Source organism: Bacillus sp. B1(2022) (assembly GCF_040259625.1).
Lineage (GTDB): Bacteria > Bacillota > Bacilli > Bacillales > Bacillaceae > Bacillus > Bacillus velezensis.
Window position 1 is genome coordinate 83,966 of the sequence record NZ_JANIFO010000013.1, and the last position, 25,354, is coordinate 109,319.

General features: G+C 48.1%; 27 protein-coding genes. 17 read left to right on the top strand and 10 right to left on the bottom strand.

What is annotated here, in order from left to right; all coding sequences use genetic code 11:
• Positions 1-4: 4 nt before the first annotated feature.
• Positions 5-556: a PadR family transcriptional regulator gene (locus NQS30_RS18840; protein WP_012117104.1), complete on the bottom strand. Its 552-nt coding sequence runs from the start codon at positions 554-556 to the stop codon at positions 5-7.
• Between the two features lie 231 nt (positions 557-787).
• On the opposite strand from NQS30_RS18840, the gene NQS30_RS18845 reads away from it, so the two are divergent.
• From NQS30_RS18845 to bstA, 5 genes are all read left to right on the top strand, one after another.
• Entirely contained in the window at positions 788-1,390 is a 603-nt protein-coding gene (locus NQS30_RS18845) for an NAD(P)H-dependent oxidoreductase (RefSeq protein WP_007408540.1), read from the top strand.
• A complete protein-coding gene (locus NQS30_RS18850) occupies positions 1,381-2,469 on the top strand; it encodes an acyltransferase family protein (protein ID WP_025284440.1) in 1,089 nt (362 codons plus the stop codon). The genes NQS30_RS18845 and NQS30_RS18850 overlap by 10 nt, the downstream gene beginning before the upstream one ends.
• Positions 2,470-2,791: 322 nt before the next feature.
• Complete coding sequence (locus tag NQS30_RS18855; RefSeq protein ID WP_205164539.1) at positions 2,792-5,203, top strand: PEP/pyruvate-binding domain-containing protein; 2,412 nt, start codon at positions 2,792-2,794, stop codon at positions 5,201-5,203.
• A gap of 22 nt (positions 5,204-5,225) precedes the next feature.
• On the top strand, positions 5,226-5,498 hold the full coding sequence (locus NQS30_RS18860; RefSeq protein ID WP_007408543.1) for a ribonuclease inhibitor Barstar: 273 nt from the start codon (positions 5,226-5,228) through the stop codon (positions 5,496-5,498).
• A gap of 25 nt (positions 5,499-5,523) precedes the next feature.
• Positions 5,524-6,066 (top strand): bacillithiol transferase BstA, encoded by a 543-nt coding sequence (gene bstA / locus NQS30_RS18865; RefSeq protein WP_218791530.1) that lies wholly within the window; start codon positions 5,524-5,526, stop codon positions 6,064-6,066.
• Here bstA and NQS30_RS18870 read toward each other — a convergent pair.
• Positions 6,026-7,618, bottom strand: coding sequence for an MFS transporter (locus NQS30_RS18870; protein WP_218791531.1), 1,593 nt, complete (start codon positions 7,616-7,618; stop codon positions 6,026-6,028). The genes bstA and NQS30_RS18870 overlap by 41 nt on opposite strands.
• A gap of 108 nt (positions 7,619-7,726) precedes the next feature.
• Positions 7,727-8,209, bottom strand: coding sequence for a MarR family transcriptional regulator (locus tag NQS30_RS18875; RefSeq protein WP_012117110.1), 483 nt, complete (start codon positions 8,207-8,209; stop codon positions 7,727-7,729).
• A gap of 168 nt (positions 8,210-8,377) precedes the next feature.
• Here NQS30_RS18875 and mprF point away from each other — a divergent pair, with 168 nt between their 5' ends.
• The 3 genes from mprF (at position 8,378) to NQS30_RS18890 (ending at position 12,588) form a co-directional block, all read left to right on the top strand.
• Positions 8,378-10,948, top strand: coding sequence for a bifunctional lysylphosphatidylglycerol flippase/synthetase MprF (gene mprF, locus NQS30_RS18880; protein WP_012117111.1), 2,571 nt, complete (start codon positions 8,378-8,380; stop codon positions 10,946-10,948).
• 94 nt (positions 10,949-11,042) lie between these two features.
• Positions 11,043-11,927, top strand: coding sequence for a PhzF family phenazine biosynthesis isomerase (locus NQS30_RS18885; RefSeq protein ID WP_025284444.1), 885 nt, complete (start codon positions 11,043-11,045; stop codon positions 11,925-11,927).
• A gap of 76 nt (positions 11,928-12,003) precedes the next feature.
• Positions 12,004-12,588 (top strand): nitroreductase family protein, encoded by a 585-nt coding sequence (locus NQS30_RS18890; protein ID WP_007408549.1) that lies wholly within the window; start codon positions 12,004-12,006, stop codon positions 12,586-12,588.
• A 40-nt stretch (positions 12,589-12,628) separates the two neighbouring features.
• Here NQS30_RS18890 and NQS30_RS18895 read toward each other — a convergent pair whose 3' ends face one another.
• The 3 genes from NQS30_RS18895 to NQS30_RS18905 form a co-directional block, all read right to left on the bottom strand.
• Entirely contained in the window at positions 12,629-12,820 is a 192-nt protein-coding gene (locus tag NQS30_RS18895) for a YfhD family protein (protein ID WP_003155508.1), read from the bottom strand.
• A gap of 70 nt (positions 12,821-12,890) precedes the next feature.
• Positions 12,891-13,001, bottom strand: coding sequence for a YfhE family protein (locus NQS30_RS18900; protein WP_003155504.1), 111 nt, complete (start codon positions 12,999-13,001; stop codon positions 12,891-12,893).
• 57 nt (positions 13,002-13,058) lie between these two features.
• A complete protein-coding gene (locus NQS30_RS18905) occupies positions 13,059-13,958 on the bottom strand; it encodes a TIGR01777 family oxidoreductase (RefSeq protein ID WP_025284445.1) in 900 nt (299 codons plus the stop codon).
• A 91-nt stretch (positions 13,959-14,049) separates the two neighbouring features.
• Between NQS30_RS18905 and recX the strand changes: the two genes are divergently transcribed.
• The 3 genes from recX (at position 14,050) to NQS30_RS18920 (ending at position 16,499) form a co-directional block, all read left to right on the top strand.
• Complete coding sequence (gene recX / locus NQS30_RS18910) at positions 14,050-14,841, top strand: recombination regulator RecX (protein WP_015239427.1); 792 nt, start codon at positions 14,050-14,052, stop codon at positions 14,839-14,841.
• Positions 14,842-14,847: 6 nt separating this feature from the next.
• A complete protein-coding gene (locus NQS30_RS18915) occupies positions 14,848-15,162 on the top strand; it encodes a YfhH family protein (protein ID WP_007408553.1) in 315 nt (104 codons plus the stop codon).
• Between the two features lie 143 nt (positions 15,163-15,305).
• Positions 15,306-16,499 (top strand): MFS transporter, encoded by a 1,194-nt coding sequence (locus tag NQS30_RS18920; protein WP_025284446.1) that lies wholly within the window; start codon positions 15,306-15,308, stop codon positions 16,497-16,499.
• A gap of 39 nt (positions 16,500-16,538) precedes the next feature.
• On the opposite strand, the gene NQS30_RS18925 is transcribed toward NQS30_RS18920, so the two are convergent.
• The 3 genes from NQS30_RS18925 to NQS30_RS18935 all read right to left on the bottom strand — a co-directional run bounded on the left by NQS30_RS18925 (position 16,539) and on the right by NQS30_RS18935 (position 18,102).
• Entirely contained in the window at positions 16,539-16,928 is a 390-nt protein-coding gene (locus NQS30_RS18925) for a DUF2606 family protein (protein WP_043020687.1), read from the bottom strand.
• Positions 16,891-17,802 carry a trypsin-like serine peptidase gene (locus NQS30_RS18930; protein WP_015239429.1) on the bottom strand — a complete coding sequence of 304 codons (912 nt, stop codon included), beginning with the start codon at positions 17,800-17,802 and terminating at the stop codon, positions 16,891-16,893. The genes NQS30_RS18925 and NQS30_RS18930 overlap by 38 nt, the downstream gene beginning before the upstream one ends.
• 147 nt (positions 17,803-17,949) lie before the next feature.
• A complete protein-coding gene (locus tag NQS30_RS18935) occupies positions 17,950-18,102 on the bottom strand; it encodes a small, acid-soluble spore protein K (protein WP_003155495.1) in 153 nt (50 codons plus the stop codon).
• Positions 18,103-18,225: 123 nt separating this feature from the next.
• Here NQS30_RS18935 and NQS30_RS18940 point away from each other — a divergent pair, with 123 nt between their 5' ends.
• The 6 genes from NQS30_RS18940 (at position 18,226) to NQS30_RS18965 (ending at position 24,242) form a co-directional block, all read left to right on the top strand.
• Positions 18,226-18,495, top strand: coding sequence for a YfhJ family protein (locus tag NQS30_RS18940; protein WP_003155492.1), 270 nt, complete (start codon positions 18,226-18,228; stop codon positions 18,493-18,495).
• Between the two features lie 132 nt (positions 18,496-18,627).
• Positions 18,628-19,155 (top strand): SH3 domain-containing protein, encoded by a 528-nt coding sequence (locus NQS30_RS18945; protein WP_015417063.1) that lies wholly within the window; start codon positions 18,628-18,630, stop codon positions 19,153-19,155.
• 85 nt (positions 19,156-19,240) lie between these two features.
• Complete coding sequence (locus NQS30_RS18950) at positions 19,241-19,576, top strand: SdpI family protein (RefSeq protein WP_003155488.1); 336 nt, start codon at positions 19,241-19,243, stop codon at positions 19,574-19,576.
• Entirely contained in the window at positions 19,569-20,429 is an 861-nt protein-coding gene (locus tag NQS30_RS18955) for an alpha/beta fold hydrolase (RefSeq protein WP_012117121.1), read from the top strand. The genes NQS30_RS18950 and NQS30_RS18955 overlap by 8 nt, the downstream gene beginning before the upstream one ends.
• Positions 20,430-20,639: 210 nt before the next feature.
• Entirely contained in the window at positions 20,640-21,620 is a 981-nt protein-coding gene (locus NQS30_RS18960; protein WP_003155484.1) for a glycosyltransferase family 2 protein, read from the top strand.
• A 36-nt stretch (positions 21,621-21,656) separates the two neighbouring features.
• A complete protein-coding gene (locus NQS30_RS18965; protein ID WP_069007034.1) occupies positions 21,657-24,242 on the top strand; it encodes a YfhO family protein in 2,586 nt (861 codons plus the stop codon).
• Here the strand turns inward: NQS30_RS18965 and NQS30_RS18970 are convergent.
• Positions 24,239-25,222 carry a metal-dependent hydrolase gene (locus NQS30_RS18970; RefSeq protein ID WP_003155481.1) on the bottom strand — a complete coding sequence of 328 codons (984 nt, stop codon included), beginning with the start codon at positions 25,220-25,222 and terminating at the stop codon, positions 24,239-24,241. The genes NQS30_RS18965 and NQS30_RS18970 overlap by 4 nt on opposite strands.
• Positions 25,223-25,354: the final 132 nt, after the last annotated feature.

Consider the following 25,354-nt stretch of genomic DNA (forward strand, 5'->3'; position numbering starts at 1 on the left):
TTGTTTATGCTTTTTTGATGAGAGCCAAAATATCTTCAAGCCAGGAAATATAATTCCGTTCCCGCTCAAGCGCTTTTGTCAGCACGAGATAATGGCCGAAATCAGGGGAAGAAAATGAATCCGCCTCCGCGGACGATGTCATCAGTTCTTGATAACTGTTTTCCAGATCGGACAATTTCTCCTTCCGCTTTACGAGCTGATCGGTGAATAGCTCATCCGCTTCTTCCTGCGTCAAAGCTGAGATGAAATAAGCCTTCAGCATAAATTCATCCTTGACCGTTTCCGGAATCGGGTCTTTTTTCGTCAGCCAGGCAGCAAGCTCCAGCTCTCCCTTGTCAGTCAGCGTGTACATTTTTTTCTCAAGCTTCGTTCCTTGAATCGCAGTGCGAAACGTAATAAATCCCTCAGCCGTCAGTTTTTTTAATTCTGGATAAATCTGGCTGTGCTTTGCGCTCCAAAACTGGCCGAGCTCTTCTTTAAAATAGCTCGATATATCATATCCGCTCAATTCGCCTTTTCGCAAAAGCCCTAAAATCGCGTACTTTAAAATTCTCATGTTGTCCTCCAAGCCATTCATTTGACAGCTAGTATACCATACGGCCGCTCAAAAACGCAGAAGTGCCGGATGCTTGTAATTGAATCTGCGGCGGCAAAATCAGCGAAAATATGCAGAAAGGGGTTATCGAAACGGCAGCAGAACTGGAAAAAGCCTTTCTCATGTCTTTGCCTCATTCATATGACAACATGATATAATCATTGTAAAAATTAAGAAATAATGGAGGGACATATGAAGACGGTGATTGTGTATGCAAACCCGGATGAGAACAGTTTCAATGCGGCTCTCGTAAAATACGTCGTCATGGCTTTAAAGGATAGCGGCCAAAGCTATACGGTCATTGACTTATACGCCGACCAATTTGATCCCGTGCTGAAGTACGGCGGCGAAAAAAAGCGCTCTGACATGAACCGGGACGCTGAAACGAAGAAATACCGGAAACTGATGAAAGAAGCGGATCATCTCATTTTCATCTACCCGCTGTGGTGGGGAGGCGTTCCGGCGATTATGAAAGGCTTTTTTGACAGAGTGCTTGTCGCCGGAGAAGCCTACACATATGAAAACGGCCGCGTAAAAGGACTGCTCCGGGCAGAGACGGCACAGGTCTTTTATACGGCGGATTCCCCGGGCTGGTACTTAAAGTGGTTCCGGAAAAACTCGGACTGGATTACGCTGAAAAAAGGCATTCTGCAATTTTGCGGCATTCAAAAAGCCGAGCGGAACCTTTTTTCTGTCGTCAAAACGAGCACACCCGAGCTGCGGGAAAAATGGCTGCGCCAAGCGTACGCTAAAGTCCGGCGCGCTTGTGAAAAAGGAGCGGCCGCATGCAGATAAAAGAAATTTTCGTGATTCGCTGCCTGTCCTGTTTAAGTGTGGTTCTGCTTCACGTAGTTTCAATGGTGCTGATGATTCAGGAAGAGTCCTTAGCCAGTGCCGCCCATACGGTTGATGCTTTTCGGACCCTGTTGATGTTCAGCACGCCGGCGTTTATCTTTATTTCGGAATTTCTGCTTGCCAGGTCATACCCGGGAGGCGTTCCCGCGGGTTTTTTAAAGAAAAGGGGCAAAGTCATTTTCGTGCCGTTTCTGTTTATTGCCGCGGTGGATGCCATTTTAATGAAAAGCGTGGCGGAAGAAGGAGCCGGCTTCGTTTCAGTGATCGGTAAATTTTTAGAAAATGTGTTTTTAGGAAACTTCATCGGCTACTTCATTCTTGTGATCTTTCAATTTTACATTCTCCATATGCTGCTGCACCGCTGGCTGAACAACAAATCTCCCATGTGGGTGCTGTCTGTGTCGTTTATCATCAACGCCGTCTATCTGGCTTACTTTTCCATCTTTCATCCGCCGGCATCATCGGGGCTTGATTCTATTTTTCCGTTCTTTTGGGTTCCGTTTCCGGGCTGGGTGTTTTATTTCTGTCTGGCATTTTATTGCGGAAAGGAATATCCGCGTTTTTTATCGCTAATCAATCAGTACCGTTATGCGGTTTACTTCAGTGCGGCCGTATCGGCAATATTGATTGTGGCCGTTTCATATATCAGCGGCGGCTCCATTTCCTCTAAGCGTCCGGATATTATGATTTACGCGGTCAGTATGATCTTTCTGTGTTTTCATCTGTTTTCAAAGCTCAAAAAAGTGCCCGCGATTGTGATGATGATCAGCAACTATTCGTTTTCAATCTATCTGTTGCACTCCTACTTTTTAATCAGCGGATATCTTCTGGAAGGCTATTTGCGATCAATGCCTTTGCCGGCTGCCATCCTTCTTTTATTTTTGATCTGCACGCTCGGTCCCATTTTCGTATCTTGGGTGTGCAACCATTTCAGATACGGATACCTGTTTGTCGGGAAAGTGTATCAGCCGAAGCAGACCAAAAGAAATACGGCGGCGCATCAAGGCCGCACAGTCTGAAAAAAAGGCGGCGTTTCAGCCGCCTTTTATGATACGGAAGTTGTACATAACCTGCAAACGAAACCCCCCGCGGCAAGCCGGAAGCGAATGCCAGGCAAGCAGTATCGGGCAGCCTATCTCTAATTTTAATAGCGCTTTCATTGTAAGGCTGAAGACCCCGCTGCGGCCGTTTTGACGGATGCATTTATGACAACATAACGCCATCGATTTTCTCCCTTGTGAAGACCGATATATTGTATACTTATAGGAAATACTTTCAAAAAAAGTGAAAAAGAGAAAAACTGTGAGCTTGGATGAACGACTAAAAAGGAGCGGGGACATTATGAATGACTGTGTCAAAACATTCGGAGAACTTCCGGACGAACTTTATTCCTTTGCGGGAGGAAAAGGAAGCATTCTCTCTAAAATGTATCAAAGCGGGTATCCTGTGCCTGAAGGGTTTGTGATTTTGCCGTCTGCCTTTCAGGACGGACAGCTGCGCCATCAGGCGAGAGAGGCTATTGATCAATATGTGAAATCCATCCGCAGCCGCCATGCATCTGCGTTGTTTGCCGTACGATCATCCGCGCTGAGCGAGGATTCCGCTCAGGCTTCCTTTGCCGGAGAATTCGATACGGTGTTGAATGTCAAAACAGATCAAGACATGTCCAGGGCGATTGATGAAGTCCGCCGATCGGCACAGTCTGAAAGGGTAAAAGCGTACAGCGCCGTTCAGGGAATGGAAGATGAGCATGAAATCGCAATCGTCATCCAGCTGATGATACCGTCTGAGATATCCGGAGTGCTGTTTACCGCAGATCCGATTACGGGGAGCAGGCGGGAGATGACAGGCAATTACGTCTACGGTCTCGGGGAGCAGCTCGTTTCCGGGGAAGCCGATGCTTATTCTTTTAAACTGGCACGGCCCAAGAAAAAATATGACGGCCCCGGGGAATTTCGCAAATATGCGTCAAAGCTCTATAAACTGGCGAAAAAGCTGGAAAAAGATCTTGGAGGGCCGCAGGATATTGAATGGGCCGCCGCGGGCGGGACATTGTATATTCTTCAATCCCGCCCGATTACGACCTTACAAGCCGGAAATCTGGAAACCTATGAATGGAATGATTCTTTCAGCGGGGATTTTTTATGGACAAACACAAATATAGGAGAAGCGATTCCCGATGTGATGACGCCGCTGACATGGTCGCTCCTCCGGAATCTGGATGAAGAGTCGGGCATCATTCCGGGTTATTATGTCTGGTCCGGCAATATTTGTGGAAGAGCCTATAACAATATGAGCCAGCCTCTTTCCGTTCTCGCCGCTTTCGGTCTGAATCCGAAAGGCGGAAAAATAGGAAAAATGATGAGCGATACATTGGGAGAAATCCCGGCGGAAATGAAAATTCCTTTATATCCGTTCTCAAAGTATGAACTTTTGAAGATCATCTCGAAAAAACTGAAACCGTATCTGTCGAAAATGAAGCACGCGAAAAAAAACATGTCCTCCTACTTGGACGAATCGCCGGAGTGGTGCCGGAATATTGAGGAAAAGCTGAAACGGGCCGAAACGGAGCGGACATTATTAGCGATATGGAACAATGAGATCTATCCGTATTTATGCAACGCGTGGTTTGCGTTAATATCCGGCGGGCGTGATTCTGCGCAATCCTCTTCGTCGTTAACCTCTCAATTAACAAAACTCGCAGGGATAGAAGATGCGAATCTCCTGCTGTCCAATCTGAGGGGAAAAGGCGGCCTGGCCAGCCTGGAGCCGATTATCGGCATTGATCAAGTCATGAAAGGCCGTATGAGCGAGGAAGAATATCTCAGGAACCAAGGCCACCGTGGCCCGCATGAATACGAACTTTCCATACCGCATCCGGGAGAAAACCGGGATTGGCTGACGAAGCAGATCAAAGAACACAAAGAGTCGGGTATTGATGCCGAACAACTGCTTTTGAAACAGCAGCGGGCGCATGAACAGGCCTTCCGAAGATTTGAAGAAAAGTTTCCTCATAAGGTCAAATGGCTCAAAGCCAAAATGGAAAAAGCGTCAGAATACGCGAATATTAGAGAAACAACCAGATCCGAATTTGTCAGGGTATACCGGACAGCCAGAGCATTCGCGCTCAGAGCGGCGGAAATGACCGGCATGAAGGACGATATTTTCTTCTTGTATCTGCATGAAATAACCGATCTGCTCGCGGGGAAAGAGCCGGCGGTTGCGTCGATTCAAGCGAGAAAGCAAAACTATGAAACCTATAAAAAACTGCCGCCGTTCCCATCCGTTATTAACGGAAGATTCAATCCGTTTAAATGGGCTGAAGATCCTGACAGAAGAGCGGATTATTACGATGCTTTTATGCCTGCGGAAACTGATGATGCGCATACTTTAAAAGGTTTCGCGGGAGCGGCCGGGAGAGTGGAGGGCATTGTCCGTGTCCTTGATGCTCCGGAAGACGGGGATTCTTTTGCGGCGGGGGAAATTTTAGTGACTTCGACAACCAATGTAGGCTGGACCCCGCTTTTTCCAAGAGCGGCTGCTATCATAACGGACGTCGGCGCCCCTTTGTCCCACGCGGCGATCGTTGCCCGGGAACTGGGAATTCCTGCCGTTGTCGGGTGCGGAAATGCAACGTCAAAACTGAAAACGGGGGACAGGGTGGCCGTTGACGGCGGGCAAGGCATTGTCCAGCTGGAACCGCGGCAGACTCCGGTCACTTCTGAAGAGGAAAATGGTAAACTGATAGAATAAAAACATGGGAAAGGAGCCGCGCATGAATAAAGCAGTTATTAACGGGGAGCAAATCAGAAGTATGAGCGACCTGCACCAGACATTGAAAAAGGAACTTGCTCTTCCTGAATACTACGGTGAAAACCTTGACGCTTTATGGGATTGTCTGACCGGCTGGGTGGAATACCCCCTCGTTTTAGAATGGAGACAGTTTGAACAAAGCAAGCAGCTTACTGAAAATGGCGCCGAGAGTGTGCTTCAGGTCTTTCGTGAAGCGAAAGCGGAAGGCTGCGACATCACCATCATACTTTCATAATACGATCAACGGGAGAGAGACAAAAATGGAAAAACAAATCCTCAGCTATCCGATTGGAGAATATCAGCCGGCTGAATTGATTTCGGCCGGACAGAAACAAGAATGGATCAATACGCTCGAACACGCTCCGGCCAAACTGAAACAAGCTGTCAGAGCGATGTCGGACAGTCAGCTTGATACGCCGTACCGCGAAGGGGGATGGACTGTCCGCCAAGTGGTTCACCATCTGGCGGACAGCCACATGAACGGCTATACCCGGTTTAAATTGAGCTTAACGGAGAATGAACCGGAAATCCGCCCTTATGATGAAAAAGGCTGGGCCGCTCTTCATGATTCCAAAACCGCCGCTTGCGGGGATGCGCTTGAGCTGTTAACGATCCTGCACAGAAGATGGGCCGCTCTTTTGCGCTCCATAACGGAAGCCCAATTCAAACGGACATACTTCCATCCTGCATCTAAAGAGACGGTTACGCTGGAACAAGCGCTCGGACTATATGTCTGGCACTCTGAACATCACATCGCCCATATTACTGAGCTTTCCCGGCGGATGGGCTGGCATCTGTCTTAGAGGATGCCGGCTTCCGGAAATACGCCAAAACCGCCGCAGACACAATCGTGCATAATGAAATGACGGCGGCTGCCGTATAAAGATGGTGGTAGCCGCTGGAAATGCCCGCTTCAATTGCATCAGAAACCGCTTTTTTGACGGCGGGAACGGGGATTCGGCTTACCTGCTCCTGCAACGAAGAAAGTCCGCCGCCGATATCGGGCATTTGCGCCTGATCAGCGGGAATGCCGCTTTTCGCTAAACGGTTTTTGATGTCATCTCCGATCCGGTCAAAGCCCGCTGTAATGAAGCCGGCATATAAAGCCGGAGCGAGCGTCAGCCCGACCTGCCTTACGAGTGACAGCGTGCCGAGCGCTGTTCCTTTGTTTTGGCCCGCCGTTTCTGATACAAGCACATTCAGCGGAGCCCCGAGCAGAAATCCGAAACCGATCCCCGCAATGACACTCGCTGTGACAAATTCCCATTTATCCGTCACCCATAACGGAAACAGGCTGAAGCCGGCAAATGCGATGGCGCCTGATACAACCGCGGAAAAGACCGGCCCTTTTTTATCCGTGATCGCCCCGCCGAGCCACGCTCCGATGCCTGACGCCAACGCGAGCGGCGTCATCCAATAACCCGCTTTCTCCGCCGATACGTGCAAATATTGCTCCGCATAAGAAGGAATAAAAATGACCGCAGCGAGCAGCCCTCCCGATAAAAATCCGATGACGAGCGTCCATTGAAACACTTTATTTTGCAGCAGCGAGTAGGCGAGAATCGGATCGCCCCCTCGGTTTTCAACCCGCTTTTCGACCTTAAGCAGCACCAGAAAGAGAAGTGCAGCTCCCAAAAGATACCCGTATACCTTTACGTCCATTATGCTTTCTGACAGCTTCGCCCCATCGAGATTCGTGATACCGATCATACAAGATAAGATCGCAAGAGACAGCAGCATTGTGCCGGCGAGGTCAAGCCGTTTCGCCTCAGGCTCTTTCGTTTCAGCGATAAACAAACCGCCGCACACAACCAAAGCGGCGGCAATCGGCAGGTTAATCAAGAACAGCCAATGCCACGATCCGGTTACATCAAGCAAAAAGCTCCCGATATTCGGTCCGAGGACGGCCGCCATACCGTTCATCGCCCCTAAAAGCCCGAGAGCTTTCCCTTGTTTCTCCTTCGGAAGCACGGCCAGCACATGCGAACTCCCGATAATAAAAATTCCGCCGCCGCCAAGCGCCTGAATGAGCCGTGCCGCCAAAAACATCGGGAAGCTCTGACTGAGTGCGACAAGCAAAGAGCCGAGTCCGAACAGCCCGACTTCAATCATAAACAGCTTTTTCCGCCCGTATCGGTCCGACAGCTTGCCGACAATCGGCACACTGACACTGAGTCCCAATGTGTAAAGGGTCACTCCCCACGATCCCCATGAAGGAGAAACATCAAAAGAGCCGTTAATCGTCGTCAGAACAGCGGAAATAATTCCGTTGTCCAGCGCCGCCATGAACACACCGATCGTAAAGAGAGTGATGGCCCGGCTCTGGTTTTTTTCTGTTTGCAATGGCTCCGGCATACTGATCAATCCTCCTGTTTTTAATTCACTTCGAATATATTATTCACTTCAAGTGAATTAAATGTCAAACAAAAAAAGGCCGCCGATACCGGCAGGCCTTTTTCATCTCTATCCCTGTTTGGAAGAATCAAGCGCTCTTGCCAAAATGGCAAGCCCTTGATTGACCGTTTGTTTTTCTTCAGCGGTCAGTGTTTCCAATGAACGCTTCAATTTTACATGTCCTTTTTGATAAAGGCTGCGGAAAATATCTTTCGCGTTTTCCGTTAATTGAACGACGACTGAACGGCGGTCTTCTTCTGACGGAGCGCGTGTAATGAAACATGATTTTTCTAAACGGTCAAGCAGCCCCGTCGTATTTGAAAGGGAAGCGCCCATTTTCTCCGCTATGTCACTCACCTTAAGCGTCCCGTGGTTGTTCAGAAGCATCAGCACCTTCATTTGCGGCATGCTCATATCAAGCTTCATCCACTCCGACACATCGCCGAGCCCCGCCGATGTCATCACTTTCATGTACAGCACCCAAATATCCCGTTCCTCAGGAGAAAAAATATCGCCGCTTAATACTGTTGTATCATGCAGATTATAATCCATCGTCTCACTTCCTCATTTATACTCCTGCATACCATATTACTGATTTTAATCAGAGAAAGAAAGTTGCAGACGAGTTTTGTTTGAATGTGAGGTGGTAGTGTATAATATGTTGGAGATTATTGGGGGAATTATAATAAATAAGCTATTTTATGATGATTGGAGAGAACATTGCTGACTAAAAAGAATGCCTTATCGATATTAAAAGTATTATTTCCTATTGCAGTTTTGCTTTTAGTCATTTATCAGTCCAAAAAGGAATTGACAGACCTTTCTTTTAAACGAACGCTGTACATTATTAACGGGATTGAGCGTTACGATTTATTTATTCTCGTTCTGCTCGGCCTTCTTGCCGTCAGCGCAATGTCCTTTTATGACTTTGTGCTGAAACGGACGCTTCGCCTCAACATTCCGAATTGGAAAGTATTCAGGGTCTCCTTTATCGCCAATTCCTTTAACAATGTCCTTGGATTCGGCGGTCTGGCGGGTGTCGGGCTGCGGACGATGCTATACAAAGAACATACGAATGACGTAAAACGCCTCGTCGCAGGCATCGCCTGGCTTACGTCCTCAGCGCTGCTCGGGCTGTCCGTCTTCAGTATCCTGACCATCGCCCGGGTTCTGCCGGTTGGAGAGATTACGGGTGAGAAACCGTGGCTGTGGGCTGTTATCGCCGGAGTGGCGCTTATAGTGCCGGCAGCCTTAATCGCCGCTGGGATCAACAATAAAAAAGCTGGCGCAGAAGACGGTGAAGCAAAACCGAGGCATCCGGTTTTTTCTTACATCGGGGCATCGTTTGCTGAATGGTTTGCGGCGGCTGTCGTCATGTATTATTCCCTGTATGTCATGGGAATTCACGCGGATGTCCGCCATGTATTCGGTGTATTTGCCATTGCCGCTATCGGGGGAATCATCAGTCTTGTGCCGGGAGGATTCGGTTCGTTTGACCTTCTGTTTCTGCTCGGCATGCAGAATATGGGCTTTCCGCAGGAGGCGGTTGTGACATCCATCGTCATCTACCGGATTGTGTATTCATTTATTCCGTTTGTGTTCGGGCTGTTCTTTGCGGCTGGCGATTTAACGGAAAATACGCTGAAACGGCTGGAATCAAATCCGAAGATGGCGCCTGCCGTGGAAACGACGAACGTGCTTCTCGTATTCCAGCGCGCTATCTTAATCAGGGTGCTTTACGGTTCGCTGTCGCTTTTGGTTTTCATGGCGGGAGTCGTCGTGCTGGCGTCCGTCGCCCTGCCGATTGACAGGGAGACGGTCATCCCGCATATTCCGCGCCCGGCGCTCCTTGCGTTTAACGCGTTATCGTTAAGCGCGGCTTTGATTCTTTTAATCTTGCCGATTGAATTATACAAACGGACGAAACGTTCTTATTCAATGGCGGTTGCCGCGCTGGTCGGCGGTTTTGTGTTCAGTTTCTTAAAAGGATTGAACATCAGCGCGATCTTTATTCTGCCTGTCGTCATCGTATTGCTTGTGCTGTTAAAGCGGCAGTTTATCAGAGAGCAGGCTTCGTATACGCTCGGCCAGATGATTTTTGCGGCCGCTCTGTTTATTATCGCCTTGTTTAACTACAATCTCATTGCCGGCTTTATTTGGGATAAAATGAATCGGCTGCTGCGCCACGATTATTTCGTCCATAACAATTCGCACATTACATATGCCACGATGACGGCTATTATTGTTGTGCCGCTGTTTTTCCTTTTGTTTACGTTCTTTTATCATAAAAGATCGAAGCCGATCGGAGAAGAGGCCGATCCTGAACGGCTGAAGTCCTTTTTGGCGGAAGAAGGCGGAAATGCGCTCAGCCATCTCGGCTTTCTCGGGGATAAGCGGTTTTATTTCTCAAGCGACGGCAAAGCGCTTTTATTGTTCAGCCAGATTTCCAGAAGGCTTGTCGTGCTCGGTGATCCGTCAGGACAGAGAGACTCTTTTCCGCTTGTGATTGAGGAATTTCTGAATGAAGCGCATAAGCAGGGGCTGAGTGTCATGTTTTATCAGATCGAACGTGAAGATCTGGCGCTGTACCATGACTTCGGCTATAACTTCTTCAAGCTTGGAGAAGAAGCGTTCGTGGATATGGAGGCCTTTACGCTCTCAGGTAAGAAAAAAGCGGGGCTGCGGGCGATTAACAACAAATTTGACCGCGAAGGCTACACATTTCATGTCGGGGAACCGCCGTTTTCCTCCGAGTTTATCGCCAAGCTGAAAGACATTTCGGACGAATGGCTCGGACCGAAAAAAGAGAAAGGTTTTTCTCTCGGTTTCTTCGACCGGGATTATTTGGAACAGGCGCCGATTGCTTACGTGAAAGACGCGGAAGGGGAGATCATCGCTTTTGCCAACCTGATGCCGATGTATCAGGAAGGCGAGATATCCGTCGACTTGATGCGTTATCGGAAAAGCGCGCCGAACGGTATTATGGACGCGCTTTTCATCCGTCTGTTTCTCTGGGCGCAGGAAAAAGGCTATACTACCTTCAATATGGGCATGGCGCCTTTGTCAAACGTAGGAACGGCTTTTACTTCTTTCTGGTCGGAAAGAATCGCGGCCGTCATCTTCAACAACGTCCGGTATATGTACAGCTTCAGCGGGCTGCGGGCCTTTAAAGAAAAATACAAACCGGAGTGGCGCGGGAAATACTTGGCGTACCGCAAAAACAGATCACTGTCCGTCACGATGATCCTCGTCACCCGCCTGATCGGAAAAACCAAAAAAAGACGCCGTTAAAAGGCGTCTTTTTTTTTGAATAATTGACTAAAAATTCTAATTTCACTCTGTTATACTGAATAACATGATCATAAGGTGAAAGGAAGGCTGATGAATGAAACAGGCAACCGTGTTTAAATATGAAGCGTTTTCCGATATTCCGGATTTGGGAAATCCCGCGGGAATCGTCTTTAACGGAGATGATTATTCAGATGAAGAGATGCAGATGATCGCCGAAATGGCAGGGTACAATGAAACCTCATTTCTCTGTAAAAGCGGAGAAGCCGATCTGCGCATCCGCTATTTTACACCCGGCCACGAAATGAATTTATGCGGACATGCTACCGTCGCCTCTCTTTACGCATTAATTGAAAAGGGAAGGCTTCAGGCTGATCAGACATATCAAATTGAAACAAAAGCCGGCATTCTTCCCGCAAAAGCCGCTGAACGAAACGGCCGGGTATACATCACACTCGAACAGGCTCCCCCGCAATTTCTGCCGTTTACGGGTGACAAAGAAAAGCTTGCGGCCTCGCTCGGGATTACGGCTGAGGATTTTCACAGCGGGCTGCCGATTGTTTACGGATCAACGGGGATCTGGACACTGATTGTTCCGCTGAGATCACTTAAAGCATCACGGAATATGGTGCCGGACAACGCACAATTTCCCGCTATTTTGCGCGATCTTCCGAAAGCGAGCGTTCATCCGTTTTCTCTGGAAACCGTCCATCCGGAAAGTGATCTGCACGGACGCCATTTTTCTTCCCCTTTCTCCGGAACGACCGAAGATCCCGTCACGGGAACCGCTTCAGGCGTCATGGCAGCCTATATGCGGCAATACGGAGGCTCCGAAGCCGAATGCCTCACGATTGAACAAGGCCAGGAAATCGGGAAAGACGGAAAAGTGGAAATCAGGATCACGGAGGAAAACGGAGAGATGAACATCAAGATGACGGGAACGGCCGTGTATGCCGAAACAATCAATTTTCAGCTTCCGTAACGGTTTACAAAAGCCGGTCGTATCCGTTATATTATAAATGATAATCATTTTCATTTGGATAGGAAGGTGAATCGGCATGCCGAAAACCGAACAATTACAGCAAAACGAAAGTCTTGCACATACAATCAGAAACAGAAGATCCATCCGGTCGTTTAAACCGGAAACCGTACCTTCTGAAGTCATATTAGATATGCTTGAAACGGCCGTTTACGCACCGAACCACAGACTGACGGAGCCATGGCGTTTTATCTACGCAGCAAGCGAAGCGGGAAAAGCAAAGCTTGCGGACAGCTACGTCTCATTTTTCAAAAAGATAAAAGATGATTTCAACGAGGAAAAAGAGCGGAACATGAGAAAAAATCTCAGCGCCGTTCCGGGATTTTTGCTGGTCGTCTTAAAAGAAGATGAAAATGAATTTACGAGAAACGATGATTTCGCGGCGCTGAGCGGCATGATTCAAAACCTTCAGCTTCTCGCACATGAAAACGGCATCGGCATGGTCTGGAAAAGCGGCCGCATTATGTATGACAAACAGGTGCACCAAGACTTCGGCCTTGCTGACAATGAGCGCTTTGCAGCTATCATTCAAACGGGCTATCCGGATGAACAGCCTAAGGCGAAAGAACGGACGCCGGCAAAAAGCCTGTTTACCGAACTGTAAAAAAAAATCCCCGTCTCTATACAGAGGCGGGGATTTCGTATTAGCGGGTTTTGCTTTTAGCTCTGTTGTCAGCGGCTTTCATCCGCGCCTGCGCTTCACGGTCAGCGGAATCAGCAAGCTCGCTTGAATATTCCTCATATGTGCCGTCTGTTTCGCGTTTCAAAGCATCCGGAACTTGAGGAAGTTTTTGTTTGTTTTTATCACGGTTTTTGTGAGTATGATTTCTGCCCATATCAATCGCCCCCTGAAAAAAGTGATATCAAACAAACATAGTATCTGCCCGGTTCCGGACTTTATTCAGTTTATTTCCGTTTGGCTGCTCTTTCCGCTTTTTTGAATTCACCGGAATAAAGGACTTCCTGCATTTTTTTCAGATTGGCTCCCTGCTGATGTTTTTCGCGCTTCTTTTCCATAAAAGAAGACCCTCCTTCAAAACAGAATACCAATAGGATTGGCTTTTATTTCCGTTTTTATGCAGATAAGAGATCCTTTAAAGCGGAATCAAGTTCTTCATACGTAAATTGAAAACCGGATGTCAGCGCCTGCTTAGGCAGGGCGCGCTGGCCTTTTACGATCAACAGGCTCATTTCTCCCAAGGCCTTCTCCAGAAAAAGTTCCGGTACGGGAATCCAATGGGGGCGGTGCAGGACGCCTGCGATCGTCTTTCCGAATTGCTTCATTTCCACGGGGTTCGGCGATGTCACATTCATGGGACCGGACAAGTCATCATGCTCCGCCGCAAAAGCGATAAGTTCCGCGGCGTCATCGACATGAACCCATGACAGCCATTGCCGTCCAGAGCCGATGGTGCCGCCGGCTAACAGTTTATAAGGGAGAACCATGAGCGGCAGGGCGCCTTTTTCACCGAGCATCACCCCGAATCTGGCATATACCGTCCGGATGCCGAGCGCTTCAATTTTCTGGCCTTCACGTTCCCACATATGAGCCGTATGACTGAGAAAATCTTCATTTGACGTATCTGACTGTTCGGTGAACGTTTTTTCTGTGCTTGTGCCGTAAATGCCGACGGCGCTGGCCTGAATCAAAGCCCGGGGTTTTTTCGGCTGCTGCTTCATAATCCGTCTGACTTCTCTCGTCGCTTCTATTCTGCTTGAGATGATTTGTTCCTTCGTTGTGTCCGTCCAGCGGTCAAAGATGGATTTGCCGGCGAGGTTCACCCATACATCAATAGGGGGAAGCTCGCGCTCAGGCGCCGCGTTTTCGGCCAGCCATTGAACATATGTCACATTTTTTTGTTCGGTTTCTCTCTGTTTTCTTGATAAAATATAGACATGATGTCCCCGGCGGGTAAACACACCTGTCAGATGCCGGCCCAGAAAACCAGTGCCGCCTGTCATCGCGATATTCATATCCATCTCTCCTTACACGTTGATATATATACTGTACCTCATTTGCCAAAAAGAAAAACGCCTGAACATCGGGGCGGGAAAGGAGACCGGGATGCCGTTTATTACAAAAATATCGACCCAAAAGAAAAATACCGAGCGCTTCAACATCTTTCTTGATGAGAAATATGCATTCAGCGTCGACGCCGACGTGCTTGTGCGTTTTGACCTGAAAAAAGGGAAAGAACTGGACGAGCTTGACATTCTTGAAATCCAGTACGGCGATGACGTGAAAAAAGCCTTTAACCGCGCCGTAGAATTTTTATCATACCGGATGCGCTCTGAAAAAGAAGTCCGGGATCATCTGAAGAAAAAAGAAACGCCGGACATGGTCATTTCTGAAGTCATCCATAAACTGTACGATTACAGCTACTTAAATGACAAAGAATTTGCCGAAGCCTATGCGAGCACCCACAAAAAAACAAACGGCAAAGGCCCTGACGTCCTGTTCCGCGAGCTGAAAGCGAAAGGAATAGACGACGATACCATCAAGGAGACGCTCAGTGCGTTTACATTTGATGAGCAGATACAAGAAGCGCTGAAACATATCGGCAAAATCCTGAAAAAAGACAAAAAGCTGTCCACAAAAGAGATCAGACAGCGGGCGCAGATGCAGCTTCAGCGAAAAGGTTTCCCTTTCGACGTCATCAATGCCGCTCTGGAGCAGACGGAGTATGAGAATGACGATGAAGCCGAGATGGAAGCTCTGAAGGCTCATGCGGAAAAAGCGATCAGGAAATACCGTTATGACGGCAGTTATGAAAGCGGAATGAAGGTTAAACAGTACTTATTCAGAAAAGGATTCTCGATTGACGATATTGATCAATTCTTGCAGGAAGAGGAGTAAACTGAAATGGACAAACGATACAGTCAAATGACGCCTCATGAACTACAGACAGAAATTGCGGGACTGACGGAAAAAGCGCGAAAAGCGGAACAGATGGGCATTGTAAATGAACTGGCCGTGCTTGAACGGAAAATTACGATGGCCAAAGCTTACATGCTGAACCCGGAAGACTTTCGGCCCGGCGGGGTGTATCAGATAGAAGGTTCTGATGACACTTTCCGCATTGATTACATCAACGGCGTATTCGCCTGGGGACACAGATCTTCCCCGTCTGACGGGGAAGAAGCACTGCCGATTTCCGTTTTAAAAGAAAAAAAATAACAAAAGAGGCCGGTTCCGGCCTCTTTTTCTTTTCGGGCACATTCGTTTCAACCTTTCAGTAAAAAATGATTGAATTCATTTTTGATATCTTTTAAGATGGATTTCGTTGTTTTTTAATAAAAAGGAGGCGATTTGCGTTGAATATCAAAATGAAACAGCCATCAGTGAAATTAATGATTTTTGTTTTAATGATTTGCACATTTTCCATCGGGTATACGGAATATGCTGTCATGGGTATTCTGACGTCGATTGCCGATGACTTTCATATACATGTATCTTCAGCGGGCATGCTTGTTACGGCGTACGCGGCGAGCGTCTGCCTGACGGGCCCGATCGTAACCATTATCGCGGTTAAGCTGCCAAGAAAGCCGGTGCTGCTAGGGTTAATGGGCATCTTCGTCCTTGCCAACCTGATGAGCGTCTTTGCGCCGAACTTCGCCGTGCTGGCGATTTCCAGAATTTTATCCGCATCCATCCACGGAGCTTTTTTTGCGATCGCCATGGTGTTTGCGAGTGAAATGGTGCCGCCTGAAAAACGTTCCGCCGCCGCGGCTTCCATGAACGGCGGATTAACCGTGGCGCTGATGCTCGGTGTCCCGTTCGGCTCTTATTTAGGGGATGCCCTTAACTGGCGGGCCGTCTTTTTCATTATTTCCGTTTTAGGCATGATCGGGCTGATCGGACTGATGCTGGTCGTACCGAACCGGAAACCGAAAGTGATTCCGATGCTGATGAATGAATGGAGTGTCTTTAAGCATAAACAAGTGATTTTTTCCTTTGCGATCACCATTCTCGGCTACTCAGGCGTATTTATCGCTTACACGTTTATTGAGCCGATTTTAAGAGATTCAGCGGGGTTCGGCACAGTCGGCATCACAGGTGCGTTATTTGCCTACGGTCTCGGCGGAGTGGCGGGGAATTTCTTCGCGGGGAAAGTGCCGCTCAAACTGCTGACACGCACGATGATCGGTGTGATGATCGGCTTGATCGGCGTCTTGGCGATTTTCCCTTATATCGCTGTTTTTCCCGCCGCCGCCGTTTCAGCGACATTTTTATTCGGCGCATGTGCGTTCGGCACGCCGCCGCTTTTGCAGACCAAGGTTATTTCTTCCTCAGAAAACGGCACGACAATCGCCGCTGCGGTGAGCGTTTCCGCCTTTAACCTGGCAAACGCGCTCGGCGCCTGGATCGGCGGATTGATTCTCGGGGGAACGGGATCTTACTCATGGCTGTTTGCCGGCGGTGCGCTGATGACGGCTCTCGGCCTTGTGCTTTCCACGTTCGCTCATCTGTCTGAGAAGAAAGATGTCTATGAATACCAAGTGCATAAAGGATAACAAAAAGCTTGCAGGGGATATTCCGCCTGCAAGCTTTTTTCAGTGCTTCAATGTAATGCTGATCACCGTATGTTTATCACTCTCAGCTAAGGACATATTCCGGGTTTCCGGTACTCCGTCTTTTTCAAAAACGACGGCATAGGTTCCTTTCGCGCCGCTTTTCCATGCAATCTCGCCGTGGTGATCAGTCTTGCCTATTATCTCTCCGCGGTCTATATTCGGCTGATGATCTGACTCCGCCGCTTTCATCACGGTGACCGTCACACCGGCCGCCGGTGAACCGTCTGCATCCTCAACATGGAGCGTAACGGGCAATGCTTTTTTGGCGGCAGAATCATCCGCTTTGCCGCATCCGCATAAAACGGCCGCGGCGAGAAAGAAAACAAAAGCTTTATTGATTTGACCAATATTGAATGTTGTCGAATACACTGTTTGTCACCCTTGTTCCCAGATTGTAAGACGACCCGCCGTTTGTATGAATGGCAATGGCGGTCTGGCCGGTGTCGCTGTAATTGCGGTAAACGGGCGATCCGCTCTGGCAGCCGAACGTATCTGTCGTGTAAGTGAGTTTATATGTCTCGGCAGAACGAATCGGCTTGCTGTCCGACCACATGGAACCGGACACTTTGTCGCACGGATATCCTGTCACGGTTGAGGAAAGCCCGGCCGGACTGGAACTGTTGGTCGTCCGGTAGCCGTACCAGCCGACGGTATTCCCGGGCGACCCGTTTACTTTGATTGCGCCGTAGTCGTAGTTTGTGTCACCGTTTTCTGTCCACCCTTTGACACTGTAGAATGTCTTGCCTGAATAAGAGCCGTACGGGTACGATGATCCGTTGCGGCCGGGAGCTGCCGTAATTTTCGATGCCCAGCCGTTTTTCTGGTCATACACGCAATGTCCCGCCGTAACGATCGTGTCGGCATTGACAAAAAAACCGGTGCATCCGTAGGTGCTTGTGCTGCCGCTGTATGTAACGGTCAGCTGTGCTGTCGCTCGATATGGAAATGATGTTGTAGGAGAAATTCTGATTCGTTCGTCTGTCCCAATAATACTGGAAGGCTTTAATGACTTGATGTCAGCTTTGCTGTTTTGTGCAAGCTGTCTTTTGGTGAGGCCCGTTCCTTCATAAGCGGGGGATGTCTGTGTTGTTTGTACAGGCTGATTCTGATGTGCGTCAAACTCCTCACCGCTGTTTGATACAGATGTCTGCGGGCTGCCCGCTGCTTCTGCTGAAACAGCAAATAATGAAACTGACAGTAAGAATGCGGTAAGGCTCAGCAATCGTTTTGAAACTGTCTTCATTTTATAAAACCCCTCCTTTTTTGTCTACCGGCTTTCGTTTTAACATTTAACATATTATGGAATTTATTTAGCGTTATGACCGCAAAAGGATGTTTTTTTCCGCAAAAAAAAAGACCGGGTCATTCCCGGTCTCTTACGGTGTGTGTGTTATCGCCTGCCTGAAGCTCTCATGCGTTCTTGCGGGTGCGAATTAATTGAACCGTCCGCCCGTTTAGAAGCGTAGTCATCCTTTGCCCGCGGTTCGCCTTCAAACTTATTATTGTTCTGATTAGGAAATCCTTTTGCCTTGTTCCGGACCATTTGTTTTCCCCCTCGGCCAATATCAAAAGGTTGCGCCTTCTGGACTGAAGACGTAAAGTTAGTATATGCCTGTGACAAGCTGCGTAAAAGCAGCAGGTTTTCCCAAGGAAAGGAGACAGAGACATGAATACATATATCGACAAACTGACGAATTTGCTGCTTGAGAAAAATGACATGCTCAGCTATTTGCAAGCGCGAACTTGGGTTGAGCTTTTATGGGGAGATTTCGAAGCAACTTACGCAAAAGCCGGCCGCCCGTATCAAGGAGAGCAAATGACGGAACGCGTCGTCAAGGAATGGATCGAATCATACGGCAGCAAGCTCCATATGTTCCAGAGCGTTCGGGAAGACGTTTCTCATTATTTGGATCAAAGCAGGGGTCTCCTGCATTAACATAGCAGTTCGCCCGCCGGATACAAGTCCGGCGGTTTTTACTTTTTATAAAAGAAATAGAAAAATCATGTTTGGCGACCGGCGGAATGTGGAAATGTGTAATAACTTATAAAATAGCGGGGAGGAACCACAATGAACATGAAAAAGGGGTTAACCGCATTTATTCCGGCCGCAGGACTTTGCTTATTTTTAGCCGCAGGCACCGTTTTTTTCGATCCGGCAGCGAATGCCGCAGCAGTTCACCAGACAAAAATAGACACCGCAGCAGATACATATATCGTGAAAGCAGGAGAACTTAACGTCCGCAAAGAACCAAATAAACAAGGGTCGATTATCGGCACGCTTCGTTCAGAGGATTCCGTAAAGGTTAAACGGCTTCAAGGAGCAGATTGGGCTGAGATTGACTACAAAGGGCACAAAGCCTATATCTCCACACATTTTCTGATGAAGCAGCCGGTGAAGGCGGTGACGGCGAAACAAACCGCTTTTTATACGCCGACTTTGGAAACCGGCAAAAAAGGGTCCGTTAAAGCGGGTGAAACCGTCAATGTGCTCGGCTGGGGGTTCAGCCATGACGGAGGATTTGACCGTAAATGGGCGTACGTCACATACGGCGGGAAAGCAGGTTATGTGAAAACGGCCGACTTAACTCAAAAATAAAGATTCAGGCAGGCGAATGAGCCTGCTTTTTTTCTGAAACCTTCCGTCTTTCCTTTCGTAAAAGATGAAAAGGAGAGTGACGGATATGATAATGGTAATCGGCGGCCTTCTGATGGCTGCGGCCGGCATTTCAGTCACATTTTTTCCGCCGAAGTCGATCAACAGCCTGTACGGATATCGGACGAAGCGATCTATGGCGGATGAGTCGCAGTGGAAAGAAGGCAATCGATTCAGTGCGCTTCTCATGATTTTGTTCGGCCTTATATCGGCGGCAGCTGGATTTGCGGGCAGCCTGCTTATCCGGCTGACTCAGCCGTTCGCCCTGATCGTTCAGGCCGTATTATTGATTGCGATCAGCGTACTGATCATCGTCTTAACAGAAAGAAGATTGAAACAAACGGGGAGGAGAATCGATGAATGACATTACGTTTCACATGATCGAAACAAACGGAGTGACGCTGCACACGGCTTCAGCCGGTCCGAAAGACGGTCCTTTGGCGGTGCTGCTGCACGGGTTTCCGGAATTCTGGTACGGCTGGAAGAGCCAGATCAAACCGCTAGCGGATGCCGGATACCATGTTGTCGTGCCTGATCAGCGCGGCTATAATCTCAGTGACAAACCGGAGGGCATTGAAAACTATACCATTGATACGCTCAGAGACGACATTATCGGGCTGATCACTCATTTTACAGATGACAAAGCCGTCGTCATCGGACACGATTGGGGAGGAGCCGTGGCCTGGCATTTGGCAACCACGCGGCCGCAATACGTTGAAAAATTGATCACGGTCAATATCCCGCACCCGGCGGTTATGCGGAAGGTCACACCGTTCTACCCGCCGCAGTGGAAGAAAAGCTCTTATATCGCGTTCTTTCAGCTGCCGGAAAAGCCGGAACGGAGATTGTCTGAAGACAATTACCGCGTATTGGATCACGCGATCGGCTTATCCGAACGCCCGGCGCTTTTTTCACGGGAAGATGTCGACAGCTACAAAGAAGCTTGGGGCAGAAAAGGAGCGCTCACGGCGATGCTGAACTGGTACCGGGCGATCAGAGCCGGCGGTTTAGGCCCTGCCGTTCCGCTAAAAATGCCCGTTCCGTACCGATTAATATGGGGCGTCAATGACCGAGCGCTGAGCAAAAAGCTCGCCAAGGAAACAAAACGGATGATTCCAAACGGCGACTTAATCTTTATAGACGATGCCTCACATTGGGTCATTCACGAAAAACCGCGCATCGTCAGCCATTTAATTCATGAATACCTTCAGCAATAAAGTCTGTCCCGCGTACAGACTTTTTCTTTTTTTTCTCATATCTGCCGAAAAACATGACAAAATATAAACCATATGCAGAAAAAATTTTCTTTCCCTGTAACAAAAAAAGGGTTTAAACGTCATTAAAAAAAGGAAAAGCCTTACTGAAGTTTTGCGGACAATTCCTTTAAGGCAGTCCTAAAAAAAGAATAATACAAAGAAGGTGCCTTCATGAAACAAAGGTTAATCTCAATTATTATTCCGTCTTACAATGAAGGGAACAACGTCAAGCTCATCCATGAATCTTTAAAAAAAGAGTTTCAGACGATTCATTATGACTATGAAATTTTCTACATCAATGACGGAAGCGCGGATGACACCCTTCAGCAGATTAAAGAACTGGCCGCCAGAAACCATCGCGTCAAATACATATCTTTTTCCCGCAACTTCGGGAAAGAAGCGGCCATTTTGGCAGGATTTGAACACGTGCAGGGCGAAGCGGTAATCGTGATGGACGCCGATCTGCAGCATCCGACCCATCTGCTGAAAGACTTCATTCAAGGCTATGAAGAAGGGTATGACCAAGTCATCGCGCAGCGCAACCGAAAAGGGGACAGCCCCGTGCGTTCCGTGCTTTCTTCCCTGTATTATAAATTTATCAACAAAGCCGTCGAAGTGGACCTGCGTGACGGGGTCGGAGATTTCCGCCTGCTGAGCCGGCAGGCCGTTGATGCCCTTTTGAAGCTGAGTGAAGGGAACCGTTTCTCGAAAGGGCTGTTCTGCTGGATCGGGTTTGACCAGAAAATCGTATTTTATGAAAATGTCGAAAGGAAGAACGGCACGTCCAAATGGTCATTCAGCAATCTGTTCAACTACGGAATGGACGGGGTCGTCTCCTTCAACAACAAGCCCCTTAGGGTATGCTTTTTCACCGGTATTCTGATATTGCTTTTGTCGATGGTGTATATTGTAACGACCTTTGTTCATATTCTGACACACGGCGTGTCCGTACCCGGATACTTCACCATTATTTCCGCCGTGCTGTTTTTAGGGGGCATCCAGCTTTTGAGTCTCGGCATCATCGGAGAATATATCGGCCGGATTTACTATGAAACAAAAAAACGCCCGCACTATTTAATTAAAGAAGCGAATATAACGTACGGAGAACAAAATGAAACGAATTATACAAAAAAGCGCAAGTGGAACCATTAAACAGGCGCCGCTGTGCGCAGGGTCTGGGGACGTTGTATGAAAAAAAATAAATGGATCTTGCCGGCAGCCTGTGTGCTGGCTGCGGCAGCCGCTCATATTTTTTTCTTAAAAGAGTGGTCGGCAGGCCGCTATATGACGGGGTCTGGAGACGGGATCGCCCAAATGGCGGTCTTCAAAAAGCTGCTGTTTGATCAATATATGAACGGCAGGCTGTTTTACAGCTATTCGTTCGGACTGGGCGGGGGCGTGTACAGTCAGCTCGGCTATTATTTCTCTACTTCTTTTCTATTCCTGTTTATCTCCGCCGCTGTCCGCTTTTTGCAGCTTATTCAGCTGACGGGTGAGGCTGATGCGCTGTTTTGGGCGCAGGCCTCCGTTTTTATCAGCATTGCCAAGCAGAGTTTTATCATATTCACGGCGGCGTGTGTGTTCCGTTATTTCGTCAAACGGACGGTGCCTGCTTTTGCCGGCGCCGTGTTGTACGGGGTCTCGATTATTTACTTCCGGCATGAGGTATATTGGGACTTTTTCACTGACAGTATGGTGTGGCTGCCGTTGCTTGTGTTGGGCGCGGAAAAAATCATCCGGGAAAAAAAGCCGGCGTGGTTTATCTTCGCCTGTGCGCTGACATTGATCAACAACTTTTATTTTGCGTATATTAATCTGATTTTCATCGGCATTTATATCTTATTCAGGTGGGTGATCCCCCTTGAAGGCAATGAGGCGAAAAAGCTCACTCAATGCAGGATATTTATTCTGTCGGGCCTTCTCGGGTTCGGCATAAGCGCAGTTTCCTTTATTCCTGTCGTATACGGATACCTTCATAATCTGCGGCCGCCGTATTCAGAGCATATTGCATGGCTTGATTTTTCCGACAACATTTTATTTTCAAGCCGGATTATTATCCTGCCGGCGGCTTTTTTGCTTTTTCTATTTACATTTACTTTATACAAAAACCGCTTGTTCCGGCTGTTTGCGGGAATCAGTCTGCTGTATATTCTGTTTCACTTCAGTCCGTTCGCGGCAAGTGCCTTTAACGGTTTTTCAGCTCCGCAGAACAGGTTTGAATACGTCCTGTGCTTCACGATTGCCGGAACGGTTTCAGCCGGGCTTTCTAAGCTTTCAGACATCAGCATGAAGAGTATGCTGATGTCCGCCGTACTCGTCGTTCTGCTCTATTGGAGCCAGGTGAGGCGGTACAGTCTGGATATTTCTGATCACGCCAACCTGCCCGTCATCCTTCTTCTGGTGCTGAGCATAGCCGCTTTCTTTGCAGCAAAGACAAGACTGAAAGGCGCGGTGCCCGCCGTCTATGCCGTCATTTTGCTTACGGCTGTGCTTACGGCTAATACATATGAAAAATATGCTTTATCAGAAGGCGGGAAGATTTATACGGTATCGCATACCTTTATGACGGGTGCTGACTATAAAGGCAAAGAACAATCAGAGCTCATTCAGCGTCTGAAAGAAAAAGACCCTGATCCGTTTGCCCGTTTAGATTGGATGAACGGTGTTTTCAATAACACCCCGATCATATACGGATTCAACGGATTCAGCGTATACTCAAGCATACTGAACCGCAATCTGCTGTCCTTTTACTGGAACGACCTCCGGATTGACATGGGCAGAGAAAGCGTCAGCCGTTATGCCACATTAGGAAACAGGGCTAATTTATACAGCCTGCTTTACGGAAAATATTATATGACGGAAAAAACAAACGAGGCCGGCGTGCCGTACGGGTTCAAAAAAATCATGGAATCAACCCATTATGCGGTTTATCAAAATCAATATATGCTTCCGTTCGTACGGACAGCCGATCGCGTATATAACGAGGGCGGCCTGAAAAAAGCGCCCGCCCTTGCCAGGGAACGGGCAATGCTTGACGGGATCGTCACGGAATCAAGCACAACCAACACGAAAAAAGCGCCTGAGGCGAATAATATGATCCGCCATGCAGAGGTAGCGGCCGAACATGGCGATTATCATAACGGCATCCTGACGGTAAACGAAGACGGCGGCGGCCTGATCATTACGCCGCAAGCCGCTAAGATGGACGGCGGCGATTATTACGTCAGCTTTTATTTGAAGAATAAAGCGAAGGACCAGGGCTTTACATTAAAAGTGAACGATTACACGACAACGAGAAAATCGAATCAATCCATTTACAAAACAGGTATCAACGATCTTACTGTCAGAGTGCCGAAAACAAAAAACATCCAAATCCGTCTGCCGAAAGGATCTTATCAGCTTGACGGACTGGCGCTTTATGAAGAACGGTACGATACGCTGAAAAGCGCATACCGAAAAGCGGAAAAAGAACCGCGGGCCGATCTCAGCTGGCGCGGAAATACGCTTCATATCTCGTATGATAACAAAACCCGCGCGCCGTATATCATGCTTCCGATTCCATATGAAAAAGGCTGGGAGCTGAAGATAAACGGCAGAAAAGAGCAGATTGAAAAAGCGGATTATTCCTTTATCGGATTTAAAGCGCAAAAAGGAAAAAACGATATTCAATTAACGTATTTCCCGCCGTTTTTTAAACCCGCGGCCGCTCTATCGGTGATCAGCCTCGTGTTTGCGGTTATATATGTGAGAAGACAAAAAAAGCCCGGCTCTTAAACAGAGCCGAGCTTTAATTTTTTCTGCAATTTTTCCTCGCTGAAAATCCAGCCCGTGTAAGAAGAGAGAAGCTCTAAATCATGACTGAGGTGGACGATGGCGACAAAAGGATAGTGGCCTTTGCTCCGGTAGCGTAAATCAATAAAACGCACCTCATAATGATCTTTAAAGGTATCGACCTCCCACCTGTAAACGGGGGAAAATGAAAGAAAGGCTGCAATATTTTCGTCCTGTTTTGCGGCCTTCATCACATCGGTTTCCGGAACGGGCACGCGGTTGAATGTATCCAATATCACGACATGGCCGTCAAGGCTTCTGCCGACATAAAAGGCATGCGCCGTCGTCACGGCGATACGCCACTGCCTGAATTTCATCGTCGGCGAAATAATGATGGTTTCAATCTCCTCTTCAATCATTTCGCGCAGCCTTCGCTTTATCCGCAGCTGCATCAAAAACCGGACGGCGTAATATCCTGCGAGGATGATATAAAGCATCAGAAATGTCACGCCCGGATGACCTCCGATATACCACACGGCAATCGCGGCCAAATGGCTGACGAAAATAAACGGATCAAAGGTATTGATTAAACCGAGAGCGATCCATTTTCTCGAAAACGGGCGGATGGCCTGCGTGCCGTACGCGTTAAAAATGTCAACAAACACATGCAAAACGACAGCGAGAAGCGTCCACAGCCACAGGTGCAAAAAGTTCGCTTCCGGATAAAACATAAACAAAATACCCGGAATCAGAACGGACCAAAATAAAACGGCGGGAATGGAGTGCGTGAACCCTCTATGATTTCGAATATAAACGGCATTATTTTTCAGCTTCAATATGGTATCAATATCAGGTGCCTGAGAGCCGGCAAGAGCGGCGATCATAACTGCCTGAGACATGGGGGTGTGCATGCCGACGGCAGGATCAAGAGTTGCGATTCCGCCAAGCGCGATACCCATGACAACGTGAGTGCCAGTATCCATTGTTGACCTCCTAGCAGGCGTTAACAATCAGTCGCCCGCATATTTCGCATTATAAGATATTCCCCATTTTCTGTTTGCCCAATCATGGCGTTTATCCGCCGTTCTCATATGTTTCCGCTTTTTCTTTATCAC